Origin of the sequence: Haloplanus ruber (assembly GCF_024494725.1) — an archaeon.
GTDB classification, from domain to species: domain Archaea; phylum Halobacteriota; class Halobacteria; order Halobacteriales; family Haloferacaceae; genus Haloplanus; species Haloplanus ruber.
In genome coordinates this window covers 41,803-59,121 of the sequence record NZ_JANHDK010000006.1, presented here as the reverse complement: position 1 = coordinate 59,121, position 17,319 = coordinate 41,803, and the positions used below count along the sequence as shown (strand labels likewise).

16 protein-coding genes are annotated in these 17,319 nt (G+C 68.6%); 10 read left to right on the top strand and 6 right to left on the bottom strand.

The window, feature by feature from the left end; genetic code table 11:
• The first annotated feature begins 49 nt into the window (after positions 1–49).
• Both NO878_RS16160 and NO878_RS16155 read left to right on the top strand, forming a co-directional pair.
• Complete coding sequence (locus NO878_RS16160) at positions 50–1,639, top strand: COG1361 S-layer family protein (RefSeq protein ID WP_256407001.1); 1,590 nt, start codon at positions 50–52, stop codon at positions 1,637–1,639.
• A complete protein-coding gene (locus NO878_RS16155; protein WP_256407000.1) occupies positions 1,636–3,969 on the top strand; it encodes an efflux RND transporter permease subunit in 2,334 nt (777 codons plus the stop codon). The genes NO878_RS16160 and NO878_RS16155 overlap by 4 nt, the downstream gene beginning before the upstream one ends.
• On the opposite strand, the gene NO878_RS16150 is transcribed toward NO878_RS16155, so the two are convergent.
• Both NO878_RS16150 and NO878_RS16145 read right to left on the bottom strand, forming a co-directional pair.
• Complete coding sequence (locus NO878_RS16150; RefSeq protein ID WP_256406999.1) at positions 3,966–4,370, bottom strand: helix-turn-helix domain-containing protein; 405 nt, start codon at positions 4,368–4,370, stop codon at positions 3,966–3,968. The two genes, NO878_RS16155 and NO878_RS16150, sit on opposite strands and share 4 nt — an antisense overlap.
• Before the next feature lie 255 nt (positions 4,371–4,625).
• Positions 4,626–4,835, bottom strand: coding sequence for a YgaP family membrane protein (locus NO878_RS16145; RefSeq protein ID WP_256406998.1), 210 nt, complete (start codon positions 4,833–4,835; stop codon positions 4,626–4,628).
• Positions 4,836–4,935: 100 nt separating this feature from the next.
• Between NO878_RS16145 and NO878_RS16140 the strand changes: the two genes are divergently transcribed.
• A complete protein-coding gene (locus tag NO878_RS16140; RefSeq protein WP_256406997.1) occupies positions 4,936–5,415 on the top strand; it encodes an RNA-binding protein in 480 nt (159 codons plus the stop codon).
• Here NO878_RS16140 and NO878_RS16135 read toward each other — a convergent pair.
• Positions 5,397–6,065, bottom strand: coding sequence for a DUF1028 domain-containing protein (locus NO878_RS16135; protein ID WP_256406996.1), 669 nt, complete (start codon positions 6,063–6,065; stop codon positions 5,397–5,399). The genes NO878_RS16140 and NO878_RS16135 overlap by 19 nt on opposite strands.
• Positions 6,066–6,154: 89 nt before the next feature.
• On the opposite strand from NO878_RS16135, the gene NO878_RS16130 reads away from it, so the two are divergent.
• The 5 genes from NO878_RS16130 to NO878_RS16110 all read left to right on the top strand — a co-directional run bounded on the left by NO878_RS16130 (position 6,155) and on the right by NO878_RS16110 (position 13,031).
• On the top strand, positions 6,155–6,508 hold the full coding sequence (locus NO878_RS16130; RefSeq protein WP_157691242.1) for a cell division protein SepF: 354 nt from the start codon (positions 6,155–6,157) through the stop codon (positions 6,506–6,508).
• Between the two features lie 110 nt (positions 6,509–6,618).
• Positions 6,619–9,591, top strand: a complete 2,973-nt coding sequence (gene uvrA, locus NO878_RS16125) for an excinuclease ABC subunit UvrA (RefSeq protein ID WP_256406995.1) — start codon at positions 6,619–6,621, stop codon at positions 9,589–9,591.
• A gap of 42 nt (positions 9,592–9,633) precedes the next feature.
• The gene (locus NO878_RS16120) at positions 9,634–10,743 is read left to right on the top strand and encodes a PGF-CTERM-anchored ABC transporter substrate-binding protein (RefSeq protein WP_256406994.1); all 1,110 of its coding nucleotides are present in this window, start codon (positions 9,634–9,636) and stop codon (positions 10,741–10,743) included.
• A gap of 100 nt (positions 10,744–10,843) precedes the next feature.
• On the top strand, positions 10,844–12,247 hold the full coding sequence (locus tag NO878_RS16115; RefSeq protein WP_256406993.1) for a DUF402 domain-containing protein: 1,404 nt from the start codon (positions 10,844–10,846) through the stop codon (positions 12,245–12,247).
• Between the two features lie 46 nt (positions 12,248–12,293).
• On the top strand, positions 12,294–13,031 hold the full coding sequence (locus tag NO878_RS16110; RefSeq protein ID WP_256406992.1) for an SDR family NAD(P)-dependent oxidoreductase: 738 nt from the start codon (positions 12,294–12,296) through the stop codon (positions 13,029–13,031).
• Between the two features lie 100 nt (positions 13,032–13,131).
• Here the strand turns inward: NO878_RS16110 and NO878_RS16105 are convergent, their stop codons facing one another.
• Positions 13,132–13,524 (bottom strand): DUF5611 family protein, encoded by a 393-nt coding sequence (locus NO878_RS16105; protein WP_256406991.1) that lies wholly within the window; start codon positions 13,522–13,524, stop codon positions 13,132–13,134.
• A gap of 54 nt (positions 13,525–13,578) precedes the next feature.
• Positions 13,579–14,580 carry a DUF7093 family protein gene (locus tag NO878_RS16100; protein WP_256406990.1) on the bottom strand — a complete coding sequence of 334 codons (1,002 nt, stop codon included), beginning with the start codon at positions 14,578–14,580 and terminating at the stop codon, positions 13,579–13,581.
• 113 nt (positions 14,581–14,693) lie between these two features.
• On the opposite strand from NO878_RS16100, the gene NO878_RS16095 reads away from it, so the two are divergent.
• Complete coding sequence (locus NO878_RS16095; RefSeq protein ID WP_256406989.1) at positions 14,694–14,993, top strand: DUF6432 family protein; 300 nt, start codon at positions 14,694–14,696, stop codon at positions 14,991–14,993.
• Positions 14,994–15,073: 80 nt separating this feature from the next.
• Positions 15,074–16,165 carry a CAF17-like 4Fe-4S cluster assembly/insertion protein YgfZ gene (ygfZ, locus tag NO878_RS16090; RefSeq protein ID WP_256406988.1) on the top strand — a complete coding sequence of 364 codons (1,092 nt, stop codon included), beginning with the start codon at positions 15,074–15,076 and terminating at the stop codon, positions 16,163–16,165.
• On the opposite strand, the gene NO878_RS16085 is transcribed toward ygfZ, so the two are convergent.
• Positions 16,153–17,298, bottom strand: coding sequence for a geranylgeranyl reductase family protein (locus tag NO878_RS16085; protein ID WP_256406987.1), 1,146 nt, complete (start codon positions 17,296–17,298; stop codon positions 16,153–16,155). The genes ygfZ and NO878_RS16085 overlap by 13 nt on opposite strands.
• Positions 17,299–17,319: the final 21 nt, after the last annotated feature.

Genomic DNA, 17,319 nt, shown 5'->3' with positions numbered 1-17,319 from the left:
GTTGAATCCGTGAGTTTATCCGATAGTATTGTATAATATGTCCACAAGCATGAATCATCGAACGGCCAGAGTCGGTCGAGCCCTCCTGTCGGTTGGCGTCGCCGTCCTCGTCCTCGCGGCGACGGGAACGCCGGCGGTTGCGGCGTCGTACGACGAATACGGGAAACCGGAGCTGGTGCCGACGGTACAGGGGTCGAACGTCGTCGCTCCGGGCGAGACGACGACGCTGACGGTACGGTTGGAGAACCGCGGGACCGCGATTACACACGGTGAGGGGAGCGTCGACCGACTCGCCGCCGTCGTCGACAGCCAGGGTGTCACGCCCGGAACCGCGACGTCGACGACGGTATCCGTCGCGTCCGGCGACGCACCCCTAGACGTCAGGTCGGGCAAGCAGAGCGTGGGCAGCATCTCGCCCCGAAGCGGGGGGGCGCTATCGCTCGAACTTGACGTCGACGAGGGCGCACAACCCGGCACCTACGAGCTACCGGCGGTCATCGAGTACCAGTACGTTCACCGGATCAGCGCCGGCGACGACGAGTTCTTCGTCGTCCGCAAGGACGTGCAGGTCGAGAAACAGATCACCGTCCGCATCGACGAGTCGTTCCGACTGTCGGTCGTCGACGTGACGGGTGAGAACCTCCGCGACGGAGAGGACGGGACCGTCTCGGTGACGGTGCGAAACGCCGGGAGCGAGGCGGGGACCGACGTCAACCTCCGGTTGATCGGGTCCGATCAGCTCCAGCCCCGGACCAACGCCGTCTCGTTGGGAAGACTGGCTCCCGGGGAGACGGCGGCCGCCGAGTTCCGTGTCGGCGTCCGGAACATCGAATCGGCCGGCAACTACTCCATCGGCGTCCGCGCCGGCTACGAGGACGAAGGCGGCGACGTGAGACGCTCCGAACCCAGAAGCGGAGCCGTCAGCATCGAGGACGCGCCGTCGTTCGCCCTCGGCGCCACGGCTGAGTCCCTCTACGTCGACTCGACGGGAGCGGTGGCGTTGGAGGTGACGAACACCGGCGACACGACCGTTCATAACGCGCGGGCGGTGCTTCACCCCGCCGAACCGTTCGTCCCGCTCACGACGAGTGCGAGTCTCGGGACGCTCGCCCCGGGCGAGAGCGCAACGACCCGCTTCAAACTCGAAGTCGCCGACCGGGCCGTCCCGCAGACGTACCCACTCGTGTACACCGTCGAGTACGACGACGCCTACGACGAACGCGTTGCGACCGAGGAGCGGACGGTCCCGGTCGCGGTCGGCCCCGAGATGACCGTCGCGACCGACGGGTCACCCAGCGTCGCCGCCGGGGCGACCGAGCGTATCGACGTGACCGTGACGAACACCGGTGACGGCGTGATGCGCGACGCGGTCGCACGGATCAACGTAGACACGCCGTTCGAGACAGACGACGACACGGCCTACGTCGGCGACCTGGCGCCCGGTGAGTCCCGGACCGTCACCTTCACCGTGAGCGTCGACGCGGGTGCGACCGCGAAGCCCTACGCCGTCGACACGACCGTCAAGTACGACAACGCCTTCGGTCGCACCGTGGTCACGGACACCGAATCCACGTCGGTTACGGTGACCGAGGGAGGCGGTGGTCTCCTGCGGGCGATCCTGGACTTCCTCGGCGCATGAGTCCGACGAACGGTGGACGAGGCGTTCGCGATGTGCTAGAGGGGGTCGGCCGAGCGGCCGCCACGAACCGGCGAACCGTGTTCGCCGTCGTCCTCGTCTTGCTCCTCGTCTCCGGTGGCGTCGCGGTGACGTCGCTCCGGATGAGTATGGGGATGACCCTGTATATCGACGACGAGTCCGGGACGGCCGAGGACTGGGCGATGCTGAAGGAGGATTTCGACACCGGCAACAACGTCTTCGTGCTGGTGCGGACGGATCGGCTGTACGACCCGGCGACGATCCGGGCCATCGACCGACTCGACCAGCGATACACCGGTCTCGACGAGACCGAACGGGTCACGAGCCTAGCCGAACTCGTCAGGATGGGCAACGACGGCCGAATCCCCGACACCCGGCGCGGGGTCGAGCGGTCGCTGGATCGGGTCCGCGAGACCGATCCCGCGGCGGCCACGCTCCTCGAGCAACTCGTCCCCGAATCGGGGACTACAGTCGTTCTCGTCTCCTACGGCGAGGTCGGAACCGTCGACCGCGGGGCCTTCCTCCCGCAGCGCGGTGCCGACATCGTCTACACCGAGATGCAGTCCGAAACCGACCGGGCCGTGTTGCCGCCCGGGATGGACGTGACCGTGACCGGCCAGCCCGTCTTCGAGAACGCCGCCTTCGGCCTGATGCTCCCCGAGATGATCACGCTGTTCGCGGGCGCGTTCGCACTCATCGTCGGCGTCGTCTACGTCGTCATGCGGCGGAAACTCCAGCGGGGCTGGCACGTACTGCTCCCGCTGGGGACGGCGATGACCGCGCTGGTGTACATGACCGGCGCGATGGGCGTCCTCGGCTACCGGTTCAACGCGATCATGCTGGGTGTGATGCCCATCGCACTGGGACTGGGGATCGACTACGGACTCCAGATCCACGCTCGCTACGTCGAGGCGCGACGGGACGGCCGTCCACCCGTCGATGCCGCCGGCGTCGCGTCCCGAACCACGGGGCGGGCGTTGCTCATCGCGATGGCGACGACGGTCGTCGGCCTCGGCTCGCTGACCGTCTCCGCGGTCCCACCGGTCCAGCAGTTCGGGGTCACCAGCGCCATCAGCGTCCTCGCCAGCATGCTTCTCTCGGTGACGCTGTTGCCCGCCCTGCTGGTCTCCGTCGATACGGGCGATGTGGAGACCGAGGGAGTCGACGACGACGACGACCGTCTCGAAACCGTTACCGAGCGGGTTACCCGCCGGGTGACCGCCGGCAATCCACTTCCCACGCTCCTCCTCGCTCTCCTGCTGGTCTCGGGAGGGGCGTACGCCTACCCGCAGGTCCAACCGGAACAGGAGATGATGGACTTCTGGCCGCAGAATCTAGACGCCAAAGCGGACATGGATCGGCTCTCGGGGACGGTCGAGCACCCGAAGGTGATCTACGTCGTCGTCGAGACAGAGCGGGCCTACACGCCGGAGACGTTCCGCGAACTCGCGACGTATCAGCGGCTCATGCTCGAAAATCCGAACGTCGGGGCGGTGACGAGTCCGGTCTCCGTCGTCACGGCGAGCAACGGAGGGGCGGTGCCGGGGACACAGCGAGCACTCGACGCCGCGTTGGACGACCGAACCGGCGAAGGCTCGACGGCGGTACGCGACCCGGACGCGACGCCACACAAGGTGTTGCTCACGTTTCACGTCGACGACATCGAGGGCGAGGCCGTCCGGACGCTCGTCGACGAGTTCGAGGGCAACGCCGCGTTCGCGCTCACCACCGCCGACGACGTGCGGGTGACCGGCAAGCCCGTCCTGAACCGGACCGTCATCGAGAACGTCACCGCCGGACTGACACCCATGACGCTTCTCAGTTTCGCGTTGGGCTTTGCCTTCCTCACGGTTGCGTTCCGATCCGTGCGGGTCGCCGGAGTCCTCGTCGCCGCCGTCGCGGCGAGTGCCTCCCTGCTCGTGACGGGGGCGATGTACCTCCTGAACGTGCCGTGGAACCCGCTGACGATCACGATGTCGTCGCTGACACTCGGGATCGGGGTCGACTACGGGGTCCACATCTTCGAACGCTTCGAACACGAACGGCTCGAGCGCGGACGGTCGCCGCTGGACGCCGCCGCGACGGCGGTGGCGACGCTCTCGCGGCCCATCGTCGGATCGAGTTTCACCACCATCTTCGGGTTCGGCGTGCTGACCGTCTCCCGGTTCCCCGTGTTGGCGAACTTCGGGGTGACGACCGTTCTCGCCATCGGACTGTCGTTGCTCTCGGCGTTCGTCGTCCTGCCGGCCGCGCTCACCGTCGTGCGCGTCGTCGACGCCGACCGGCCGGAAGACGCGCCGGGCGTCGCTTAGCTATCGACCGACGGCGGCGTCGTGTCCCGTCGTTCGTACTTCTCCTCGAACTCCGTGATGAGTTGCCCCATCTTCGCGTACCAGTCGTTGAGGAGTCGTTGCATGTCGTCGGCAATCTCCGCGGGGTCGGTCGGCTTGTAGACGTGATAATATCCGCCCTGGTCGTAGTTGATCTGTTCTTTCTGGATGAATCCGGCTTGGAGAAGCCGCTGGACGGCCCGGTACGCGGTCGACCGCTCACGGTCGACGGCGTCCGCAATCTCGTCGACGGTGAGTGGGTCTGTCCCCGTTACGAGCGTTCGAAACACCTCTCTGTCGAGTTGCTTGAGTCCGTGGAAACACTCGAGGAGCCCCTCACACTCCATGTCCTGTCGGAGTTGCTCCGCCATCGAATCTGGCATCGTACTACCGACGGATAGCGGGGCCGCGGTCAAAACGTTTGTGTAGAAAAAATACATTTCCGTGTGCATGACGCGTCGGCAGGGACGGCCGTTCGTCACCGCATGGCCGGTGTAACGACCGTGGGCGACGTCTCGGGGTGAGTAGTATTGTGAAATATATCCGATACTATGGGCGCGGAGGTGTCCGGGGCGTTCGACCGATTCGAACGGCCATTCCTGATGTTGGCCGACAGCGCGTGGTCGGCCCGTATCCGCTCACCGTTGGGACGTGCCACCCGAGCGTCGCCACAGCCGACAGACGCCGCGAGGAGGACAGACACCCGTCACCGTGCTCTGAAGCAAGTTGATCCCTGCAAAGGCGTCGACGAGGAAGAACCACTCGTTGACGAACCACCCGAGGAGGAACCCGACGAGAACGACGGTTCCGGCGACGAGGCGAACGAACCGATCACACTGATTTGCCATATTGGGAATAGTGCACAATAATACAAAAACCCATCCCTTGCTCGGCGGGTCATCGCATCGGAACGGGCGACTTATGGGCGGAGCGGTCCCAGACGCCGGCATGGAGGTCAAATCCCGCCACCACCTGCGGAGCGACGAGATCGGGGAGCTGACGGCGACCATCGAGGACGGGCTTGGCGTCGCGGTCGACGGCGAGACGTTCGAGCGCGTCGACCTCGTCGGGACCGAGTTCGACCTGGTTCTCGTCGACGGCGAACCAGCCGTCTTCGTCGTCGACGGCGAACCGTTCCTGACGGTTCGGGGCGCGAACGCGTACCCGCCCGAACGGCGCGTCGTCACCGTCGACGCCGGCGCCGTCCAGTTCGTCAGCGACGGCGCCGACGTGATGCGTCCGGGCATCGTCGAGGCCGACGACGATATCGAACCCGACGACCTGGTCGTGATCGCCGAGGAGACCCACGGCAAGGCGCTCGCGGTCGGGCGGGCGCTCGAACCCGGCTCGGAGATGGTCGGCGACGCGGGGAAGGTCGTCGCATCGGTCCACCACGTCGGCGACGACCTCTACGAGTTCTCCGTCTGAGGATCGTATCGATCCAGCGCGGCCTCGTATCCCCGCTTGGCCCGCCGGTAGGTTTCACGCAGGTCGGCCACCGGCGAGTCGCTGGCGTCGACCCGCAGGTCGTGATACAGCGGTTCGCCGTCGCCGGGCGTCGCAACGACGACGGCGGCGCTCCCGACCGGCAGTTCCTCCCGACGGTCGCCGCCCGCCCGTTCTCCTGCGGCGAGTGCAGTGAGCAGGCGATAGACCAGCGGCGCGTCGCGTTCGTCCTCGCGGTAGCCCCGCGCTACGGCGTCCAGTACCGCCTCGTCGGCGAGTGATGTGCCCGCGACGGTGTAGCGGTCGGCCGTCCGGTGGGCGGCGGCGGGACGACAGTCGGTCCCGGTGTGGGCGGCCGTCGACGCGGCGCCAACGCCGTGGATCTGCCGGGCCTCGCCGTCGGCCGTCGCGTCGGCAACCGCCGCGTCGACGGGGTCGCCCGTCGCGAGGGCCGCGAGACACCGCTCTCCGACCTCGGGGTCGGTCAGACCGGCCGTCGCGATGGCGCCGTGATCGCCCGCGTGCGGACAGACGCTCCCCACCGCGGGGAGGCGGGCGGCGGCCGCGGCGCCGAACCGATAGCGGGGTGTGTCCCCCGCGACGCGCTCCCGGACGCAGATGCTGTAGGTCACGGTCGAAGGCGCGGGCGCCGTAGAGAAAAGTCCGCCGTCGGCGTCCGTCTGACGCAAGAACTAATGAGGCGGTGGTGCCTGTAGGTACTATGGGCATCATGAGCAAGATCCTCGGCGGGGGCGAGAGTCACAGTACCGAGGACTACGTCGAACTGAGCCTCGACGACTTCGATACGGCGCGAGCGGAAGCGGGGATGAGCGTCCACTTCGCGGAGATCAGCGAACAGCGCGACGCCATGGCGATCAAGGACGCCGTCTACGACGGGGACCTCGTCGTCGCGGACATCACGCGGATGAGTCCGAGCGACAGCGTGGTCGACCGGGTACTGGAGGACCTCCGGCAGGTCGCCCGCGAGGTGGACGGCGACGTGGTCGTCAAGGAGGACGATCAGGTCGTCGTCACGCCGACAGGCGTGAAGATCAGCCGCGAAAAGCTCTCCTGAGGCGACCGTTCGCCGTCCGGGGACGCGGAGTCGCCGGTGAGCAGGGCCACTGATCTCGTGACCACCGGAACCGACAGGGTTTCACCGGTTCGGTCCCCAGTCGCGCGTAGATGAGCAAGGACTACATCGAGGTTCGAGGGGCCGAGGAACACAACCTCAAGGACCTCGACGTCAGTATCCCCCGCGAGGAGTTTAGCGTCGTCACCGGGCTCTCCGGGTCGGGGAAGTCGTCACTCGCGTTCGAGACGGTCTACGCCGAAGGCCAGCGTCGCTACATCGAATCCCTCTCGGCGTACGCGCGTAACTTCCTCGGTCAGATGGACAAGCCGCAGGTCGAGAGCGTCGAGGGACTCTCACCCGCCATCTCCATCGACCAGAAGAACGCCGCCAACAACCCCCGGTCGACGGTCGGGACCGTCACCGAACTCCACGACTACCTTCGCCTGCTGTACGCCCGCGTCGGCACGCCTCACTGTCCGGAGTGTGGCCGCGAGGTGGGTGAACAGAGCGCGGGACAGATGGTGCGACGTCTCCTCGAACTGCCCGAAGGGACGAAAGCGAAGCTCTGTGCGCCGGTCGTCCGCGACCAGAAAGGCGCCTTCGAGGATCACTTCGACGAGCTAGTGAGCGAGGGGTACAGCCGCGTCGAGGTCGACGGCGAGCCGTACGACCTCACGGTGGATCGTCCGGACCTCGACGAGAACTACGATCACACGGTGGACGTGGTGGTCGACCGGGTCAAGATCGATCCAGACGCCCGCTCTCGGATCGTCGACTCGGTCGAGACGGCCCTCGAAGAGGCCGACGGCGTCCTCAAGGTGATCCTCCCCGACCCGCACGCGGGGATCGAACTCGGCGGGGCGACCGCCCGGTCGACGGGCGACCTAGCCGACGCGGACGCGGATGGGGACGCGACGCCAGACCGACTCGTCGTCGAGTTCTCCGAGGCGCTGGCCTGCACCCACTGTGGCATCGACATCCCGGAGATCGAAACCCGGAGTTTCTCGTTCAACAGCCCCCACGGCGCTTGCCCGGAGTGTGAGGGCATCGGCAACACCAAGGAGGTCGACCCGGACCTCGTGGTCCAAGACGAGCGCAAGCCCCTGAAAAACGTCTTCGAGCCGTGGAGCTACAACCGGTCGTACTACCGCCGACAGCTCGACTCGCTGGCCCGACACTTCGACGTGTCGCTCGAAACGCCGTTCGAGGAGCTTCCGGCCGACGTACAGGACGCCTTCCTCTACGGCACCGACGAGGACGTCCTGTTCAAGTGGACGACCAAAAACGGCGTCCGCCGGAAAGAAGAGCCGTTCGAGGGTGTGATCGGCAACCTCGAACGCCGGCACGTCGAGACGGACTCCGACAACACCCGCGATCACATCGAGGAGTTCATGGCCGTCACCACCTGCCCCGAGTGCGAGGGGACGCGTCTCAAGCCGTCCTCACGGGCCGTCCTCGTCGATGACGTGGCCATCACCGAGGTCAACCGCATGAGCATCGCGGACGCGCTCGATCACTTCGAGGGGCTGGAAGCGGCGCTCTCGGAACGCCAGCGCACCATCGCCGAGGAGATTCTGAAGGAGATCCGGGCGCGGCTCGGCTTCATGGAGGAGGTCGGTCTCGACTACCTCACGCTCGACCGCGAGGCAGCGACGCTCTCGGGCGGCGAATCCCAGCGCATCCGCCTCGCCACACAGGTCGGCTCGGGACTCGTGGGCGTGCTCTACGTCCTCGACGAGCCGTCCATCGGCCTCCACCAGCGGGACAACGACCGCCTGCTCGACACCTTAGAGGGACTTCGCGACCTGGGCAACACCCTGCTCGTGGTCGAACACGACGAGGAGACGATGCGCCGGGCCGACTCCATCATCGACATGGGGCCGGGGCCGGGCCGGCGCGGCGGCGAGGTGGTCGTCCAGGGTGAGTTCGACACCGTCGTCGACGCCGAGGACTCCGTCACCGGCGACTACCTCGCCGGCCGCCGCGAGATTCCGGTCCCCGAGGAGCGCCGCGACCCCGAGGACGGGGCGCTGACGATCCGTGGCGCCCGCCAACACAACCTCGCCGACGTGGACGTGTCCATCCCGCTCGGCCAGTTCGTCGCCATCACCGGCGTCTCCGGGTCGGGCAAGTCGACGCTGATGCACGACGTGCTCTACAAGAGCCTGGCCCGCGAGATGAACGACAACACCTCCGTCGACCCCGGCGACCACGATGCACTCGAGGGGTACGAAGAAATCGAGACGGTCCGGCTGATCGACCAGTCGCCCATCGGACGGACGCCGCGGTCGAACCCCGCCACCTACACCGGCGTCTTCGACCACGTCCGCGAACTCTTCGCGGAGACGAACCTGGCGACCCAGCGAGGCTACGACAAGGGGCGGTTCTCGTTCAACGTCAAGGGCGGCCGCTGCGAGGAGTGTGGCGGCCAAGGGGAGGTCAAAATCGAGATGAACTTCCTCTCGGACGTTCACGTCCCCTGTGAGGAGTGCGGCGGCGCCCGCTACAACGATGAGACGCTCGATGTCACTTACAAGGACAAGACGGTCGCCGACGTACTGGGGATGGAGGTCGACGAAGCGCTGGAGTTCTTCGCGGCCAACCCCGGCATCCGCCGGCGCCTGCAACTCCTCAAGGACGTCGGCCTCGGGTATATGAAGCTCGGCCAGCCCTCGACCACCCTCTCGGGCGGCGAGGCTCAGCGCGTCAAACTCGCCGAGGAGTTGGGCAAAAAGGACTCCGGCGAGACGCTCTATCTCCTCGACGAACCGACGACCGGTCTCCACCCCGAGGACGAGCGCAAGCTGATCGAGGTGCTGCACCGCCTCGCCGACGCCGGCAACACCGTCGTCGTCATCGAACACGAACTCGACCTGGTGAAAAACGCCGATCACGTGATCGACCTCGGGCCGGAGGGTGGCGAGGGCGGTGGCGAGGTGGTCGCGACCGGAACCCCCGAGTCGATTGCCCACGATGACGACTCCCACACGGGTCGCTACCTGCGTGACCTGCTGCCCGACGTGGACCTGACGGGACCGCGGGCGGACCGGCGCAAGCCAGCGAAGGCGGCAAGCGACGACTGACCGGCCGGACGGTTTATCCCCGTCAGCGCGCTCGGAGCGAGCATGCACGCGATACGCGCGCTCCTCGTGGTGATCGTCCTCGCGGCCGCGGCCCTCGGCGGTCCGGCCGTCGGCGCTGCGGCGGCCGCCGACGCCACGGACTGCTCGTTTCCCCGGACACACACGGACGCGACGGGAACGGCTGTGACGGTGCCTGCCGACCCCGAGACGGTCGTGACGTTGAACCCCAGCGCCGCCCAGACGATGTACGAAATCGGCGCCTGGGACGAGGTGGTCGGCGTCTCGACGTACGCCGACTACCTTCCCGGCACGGACGCGAAGACGACGGTGGGCACCGGAACCGACGACGCGACCGTCGAGCAGACGCTCGTGCTCGACCCCGACCTCGTCCTCGCCCCGAACACCGTCCCGGACTCCGTTGTGTCGCGGCTCCGAGGCGCCGGCCTGACCGTCTACAAGTTCGAGGCTGCCGCGGACCTCGCGGACGTCGTCGCGAAGACGCGTCTGACCGGCGACCTAGTGGGTGCGTGCGAGAGGGCCGACGCCCGCGCCGACCGGATGGAGCGCGAACTCACCGCCGTCGAGCAAGCAGTCGCGGACGTCAACCGGCCCGACGTGCTCTACACCTTCTTCGGGTTCACCGCCGGCGAGGGCACGTTCGTCCACGAGGTGATCGAGACGGCAGGCGGGAACAACGTCGCGGCCGACCCCGACGGCGCGAACGCGAGCGGTCGCACGTCGGGCTATTTCGCCGTCAACCCGGAGGTGGTCGTCGCGAGCGATCCCGCGTGGGTCGTCCTGAACGACGACGAGTACGACCGCGCGACCGTTCCCTCCGGTCCCGGCGGCGTCTACGAGAACACGACCGCCTTCCGTGCGGGGAACGCAGTCGTCCTCGACGCGAACGAGATCAGCCAGCCGGCGCCACGACTCGTCGACGCAGTGCTCGACCTCGTCGCCGCGCTCCACCCGACGGTCTACGAGACGGCGATCCGCGACCGGATCGGGACGGACGAGTCGACGGCCGCCGCGACCACGGCGGCGACGACCGATCCGTCGACGACCGGGGACGCCCCCGGGTTCGGAGTCGGCGCGCCGGTCGGAATGCTCGTCGTCGCGGCACTGCTCGCGGCGACGCGACACTGGTGGTGAGCCGTCTCCGTCGCAGTCAAAACCCCGTGGCTCCAAACACCGGTGTGATGTACGCCGAACTCCCCGTCCGACCGCCGTCCGGACGCCGCCCGCGTCACGCATGAACGTCCGCATCCGTGGCATCTACACGACGGCGCTCACCCACCGCTTTCTCGACGCGGATCACGCCGTCGTCGACGCCTCCGCTCCCATCCGCGACCGGTTCGACGCGTCGTTCGAGACGGAGCCATACGACGTCCGCGTCGAAACGACCCGGGACCGGCAGGGCGTCGAGGCGACGGGCGACCCCGAGGCGGTGGCGACGGCGGTCGATCACCTGGACGCGACCCGCGACACCTTCGCGTGGCCCGCGACGGCCCCGCGGGACGCCGTCTTCGACGCTCGCGTGACCGAAACGCTGGGACGCGGCGCGGTGTGTGATCTCGGCGACGCCGAGGGCTTTCTCCCCTTCGACGCCGCCGCCGACCACGTCTCGGTCGGCGACCACCGCCGCGTTCGCGTCGCCGAGCCGGTGGCGCCGTGGGTCGACCGCCGGCCCGTCCTCGACACCGACCTGCGGGTGCGAGCAGGGCCGGCGACGCTCGTCCACGGCGAGTCGGGCGTGACCGTCGACACCCGTGACGAGGCGGCCGGCCGCGAACTCGCTGGGATGACGGAGCTGTTGGGTATCGACCCGCCGGCAGGCTGGGGACTGCGCTGGGACGAGGCAGCGACCGACGCCGACATGGGACGGCTGGAGGCGGCGCTCTCGCAGGCGGCCGAGCGAGCCGAGGCGCTCCCCTTGGACGAGGCGGTCGAACCGGTTCGGCGGCTGGCCGCGCCCGGGGCGACGACGTGGGTGTGGTTCGGCCGCGAGGCCCGGTTCGAACTCGATGCGGACCGGCGGGCGGTGACGACGACCATGACCGGTCACCACCGCGTCAAGGCCGCCTCCGCGGACGCGAGCCGGGCGGTCGACCTCGTCGAGGCGCTGTCGGACGACGACGCGGTGCCGGCGGCGGCCGATGCGTTCCCCTTCGAGGCCGTCACCGACACCTTCGGTCCCGTCGTCGGCGACGATGTCCGCCTCGAACACGGCAAGCCGGACGGCCGACTGATCGTCCTCGGACGGGCCGAGGTGACCGACCGCGACCCGGACGGAACCCTCACGCTCCGCCGGGAGATGACCGCCGGCGGCACCTACGACGCCTTGGGCGTCGACCGCGAGGCCGGCGATGTGGCGACCACGAAGGTCCGCGAGGGACGGTGGTGGTATCCGACGGTCTACCGCGGCGCCGACGGCGAGCGCAAGGGAACGTACGTCAACGTCTGCACGCCCGTCGAGTGTTTCCCCGACGCCGTCCGCTATATCGACCTCCACGTCGACGTGGTGAAGGGACCGGACGGAGCGGTCCGCCGCGTCGACGACGACGAACTCGATGCGGCCGTCGAGGCCGGTCTGGTCTCCGCGGCGGCCGCCGAGAAGGCGCGGTCGGTGGCCTCGGGGCTGGTCGAGGCCATCTGAGTTCGTCGACCCACATCCCTTTGCGCGCCCCCATCCATCCTCGGATATGCTCACGACGGATCTCTCCGACCGGGTCGCACTGGTAACAGGTAGCGCGAAGGGAATCGGCCGCGAACTCGCCCTCTCGATGGCCGAGGCGGGGGCGGCGGTGGCGGTTCACTACCACACGAGCGCCGAGGCGGCGCGGGCGACGGCCGCGGTAGCCCGCGAGGAGAGTGGCCGCGCAACGACCGTTCAGGGCGACGTGACCGACCCCGAGGACGTCGACGCGATGTTCGACGCAATCGAGGCAGACCTCGGCACCGTCGACGTCCTCGTCAACAACGTCGGCGACTTCGCACCCCGTCACTGGGCCGACCTAGAGTTCGAGACGTGGAACCGGGTGCTGGAGACGAACCTCAACGGCACCTACCTCTGCTCGAAACGGGCGCTTCCGGCCATGCGCGAGGCCGGGTTCGGCCGCATCGTCAACATGGGGTATGCGGGCACCGAACGGGCGCTGGTCTACCCGAAGAACTTCCCCTATCTCGTCGCGAAAACGGGCGTCATCATGTTCACGCGGATGCTCGCCAACGACACCACCGAGGACGGGGTCACCGTCAATTGTGTGTCGCCCTACGTCGTCGAGAACTCCGACGAGTTCCCCGAGGAGGCGCCGCGTGGCCGGTGGGCCTCCTTCGCGGACCTGCGGCAGGTGCTCTTTTTCTTCCTCGATGCCGACAGCGACTACGTGAGCGGGGAGAACGTCGAGGTAGATGGGGGATGGATTCCCGAGGCGCTGTGAGATCGGTTCGGCCCGGACTCATACGGGTTACTGTAACTGGGTACTGATGATTCGCCGCGATGGTCCGGCGAACCACCGGTACTGACTTACAGTACCCGTATCAGGCGTTCGGCACGTCGTCGGGGTCGTCCTCGACGGAGCGTTTCATCGAGTCACGGCGGGACTTGGCGTCCCGGCCCGTCACTTCGAGCAGAAAGTCGTTTTTTGCGCTCACGGCGTCTTCGGCGGCGTCGGCGTGACCCTCCTCGATCACCTGTGCGGCCGGCTTCTCCTCGAAGTGGACCGCGAGGCGATCCTTCTTGCCGCTGTACTCCGCCGCACCGGCGACGATGCGCTCGAAGACAGGGTTGTCGGGGTCGCCGACGACATAGAGGTCGTTGCCTTCGTACTCCTCTGTCCCCGTGACCGAACCGAAGTACTCCTCGACGGTCCCTTTCAGATCCGGCGCGTTCTCGTCCAGGGTTTCCCCGCGACGCATCTTGTACTGCTTCATAGCGTTCGATTCGGAAGGCGACGGTTTACCAGTTTCGTCCTCCCGGCGACCGCCTCATCGCTCGCGCTCGGCGATGTACCCCTGGTGACACTCGGGACAGATGTCGCCGGCACGCATCGACGACCCGCCGGCGCCGCGGGCGTGGCCGCAGTTGGGACAGAAAAACTCCGTCTCGGCCGCCGTCGTCCGGTTGTCGCCGACGGGTTCGACCTCTTGGGCGGCGACGAACTGCTTGCCTGCGGCGGCGCCCCCGGCCGCTTCGGTCGTCCCGTTCGTGGCGGCAGGGTCCCCGACGGCAGGCCCCACTTCCTCGTCGATGGTGGCGTCCTCCGGCGCCGCGTCGCCGGGCGTCGCGTCGAACCCTTCGTCCTCGCCCTCGGGATCGGGCCACCCCTCGCCCTCGACGACGGTCGCCCCATCGTCGGCCTCCGGGACGCCCGTCGTTCCCTCATCGCCGTCGGCCGCGACGGCGGTGTCGTCGGCGTCGGGCCACTCGCCAGGGGTCCGGTCGGCGCTCACCCCGCCGTCGTCGTCGGTGTCGTCGTCGAGGATGATCGCGTCGTCCTCCTCGGCGGCGGTCGGCTGGTCGGCGTCGACGGTAGCCTCGTCGGCAGTTGTCGCCTCGGCGTCGGCGGCCGTCGCCTCAGCATCGGCGGTCGGCTGATCGGCGTCAGCGGTCGGCTGATCGGCGGTCGTCGCCTCAGCATCGGCGGTCGGCTGATCGGCGTCGGCAGTGGGTCCTCCACCCGACGCCGGCGCGCCCCCATCGTCCGCCGGCGTCCCCTCGCCGGCGGGCATCCCGTGGTCGGTCTCGGCGCCGTCGGCGGCGTCGAGGTCGGGCGTGACGCCCCCGCCGAGTCCGGTCGTCACGCCGTCCTCGGTCGGTTCCCGCACGGGGCGGACCTCCTTGTTTTCGCTGACGATCCGGCGTTCCCCACACCGGTCGCAGGTCTCGACGGTTCGGTACGTCACGACCACCTCGTCGCCGCGTTCCTCCCGCTCACGCTCCACCTCGCGGTTTGCGTATTCGTGTCCCAGTAGGCACCTGAGTCCCATTGTGGACGGGTAGCGCGGGCACCACCAAAAGCCTCCGTCAGACGTTCGTCCGACGGCAGAAGGCTCCCGCTGGGTCGGTACTGGTAAACCGACCGCGGCCGTTACCACCGCGTATGAAGGCCAAGGGGGAGTTCCGGGACCGTGCGAGCGTCGAGGTGGCGGTCCTCGACGCACTGGTCGACCGCAGGGAGGACGGTATGACCGTCTTCGAACTCCGTGCGGCCGTTGAGGTCGACATCGACACGCTCGAAGACGCCCTCGCGGACCTGAAGGAGGACTCGCTCATCGTCGTCGAGTCAAAGGAGAGTCGGACGGTCGTGCTCCCGGACGACCGCGTCGTCCCCGACCCCGGCGAGGCGCCCACCGAGGAGGAGAGCCTGTTCGATGCCGTCCGCGACCGTCTGGGGCTCTGAGAACCCACCCCCGGCGCAGGTCGCCGGCCGTCGTCTCTCCGACCGCGTCGCTTTTTCCCCCCGACCGCCTACGACCGTCGATGACACGGGGTCTCCACGCCGACTACGGCGCCGAGTTCGAGACGCACGACGGGCGGACCGTCGTCGCCCACTACGGCCGGCCCGAACGGACCCATCTCGCGGTCCGAAACGGGGTCGGCGTCATCGAGATGGACTACGGCGTCGTCGTCGTCGAGGGGAGCGACGCGGTCGACTTCGTCGACAACACCGTCTCGAACCGCGTCCCCGCGGCCGACGGCGAGGGCTGTTACGCACTCTTACTCGACCCACAGGGTGGGATCGAGACCGACTGTCACATCTACAGCGCCGACGAGCGCCTGCTCTGTTTCACCCCGGCGGCGCGGGCGACACCGCTCGCCGACGACTGGAGCGACAAGGTGTTCATCCAGGACGTGTCGGTCCGCGACGCCACCGACGAGTTCGCCGTCTTCGGCGTCCACGGCCCGTCGGCGACGGAGACGGTCGCAACCCTCCTCGCGGGGGCGAACCTCCCCGAGACGCCGCTGACGTTCGTCCGGGGGTCGCTCGCCGGCACCGGCGTGACCGTCACCGCGACGGACGAACCGACCGGCGAGACGGGCTACGAGGTGATCTGTGCCGCGGACGACGCCGCCGACGTCTTCGACGCCTTGCTCACTCGCGGGACGCCGACGACGCCGGTCGGCCATCGGACCTGGAACACCCTCACGCTCGAAGCAGGGACGCCGCTTTTCGACACCGAACTCGTCGGCCGCGTGCCGAACGTCGCCGGCGTGCGCAACGCCCTCGATTTCGACAAGGGGTGTTACGTCGGCCAGGAAGTCGTCTCCCACGTCGAGAACCAGGGTCAGCCCAGCGAGCGACTGGTCGGTCTCGCCCTCGATGCGGTGCCCGACGCTGGCGCGGCAGTCGTCGACGCCGACGGCGACACGGTCGGCGACGTAACCCGCGGCGCCGAGAGCCCGTCGCTCGACCGGCCCATCGCGCTTGCGTACGTCGAGCGTGGGGTGTCGACCGACGACCCCGACCTCGCGGTGCGCGTCGACGGCGACGACGTCGACGCGACGGTGACCCTCCTCCCGTTCGTCGAGGGGAGCGGTCGCTCTGCCCGCCTGCCTCGCTACTCCGACTGACCCCCGTCCGTCCGTTGTGGGTCCGGGTCGCCGCGCCCGCTCCAGGGGAGGAGTCCGCCTGCAAGCGCGCGGAGGTGCGTCGCCGAAAAGAAGGAGGTCGGCCGGTCCATGTGAACCCCAATCTCGCCGTCGAGGGCCCCCAGTCCGAGCCGCTGGACCGGATCGGGCAGGGAGTACGCCCGGCGGATCAGCCCCCCGAGCCGAATCTCGCGGCCGAGTTCCGCCCGCCACGCCCGCTCGTAGGCCGCGAGCGTCGCGGGGTCGTCGGGGTCGACCGTTTCGGCCGCGCAGTCGGCCGCCGTCATGCCGTAGAGGATGCCCCCACCGGTGAAGGGCTTGGTCTGGGCGGCGGCGTCACCGACGAGGAAGACCCGGTCGCCGGTGACGGTATCGGGCGGGCCGACGGGGATGCCACCCGAGCAACGTCGCGTCGTCTCGGCGCCGTAGGCGTCGGTCAGCCGCTCGAACCGTTCGGTCACGTCGGCACCGGGCGGCGCGGCGAGACCGTACTCGACGCCCGCGTCGCCGCGAGGGATGCGCCACGCGAAAAATCGCGGCACCGTCAGGTGGACGTCGACGAAGTCGCCGTGGTCCGGCGTGTCCTCGAACGCGAGAACGCCGTGGAGCGTCTCTGTCGGGTCCGGGAGGCCAGCCTCGCGGCGCACCCGCGAGACAGGGCCGTCACAGCCGGCGACCAGTCGCGTCTCGAACGTGATCGTTTCCCCGTCGGTTCGGGCGGTCACCGTCGCGTGGTCGTCGCCGACGTCGACGCCGGTGACGGTGTGGCCCTCGCGCACGTCGGCCCCCGCGGCCCGTGCGGCGTCGGCGAGGGTCCGGTCGAGCGCCACGCGGTCGACGACGTTCGACACGGCCTCCGATTTGTAGAAGGGGTAGGCCCGCGAGTCCGGGCCGCCGAGATGAAAGTTCGCGCCGTAGACGCGATTCTGTCGGAGGTCCGTCTCGCGTCCCTCGGGGACGTACTCCCAGAGATCGGTACTGACGTGCCCGGAGCAGGCAAGCGGCGTGCCGACCGTCCCCTTTTCGAGGGCGAGGACGTCGTACCCGGCCTCGGCGGTCCGGCGAGCGAGGCGTGCCCCCGCCGGTCCGACGCCGACCACGACGAAATCGTACATACCCGTACTACCCGGGCGACA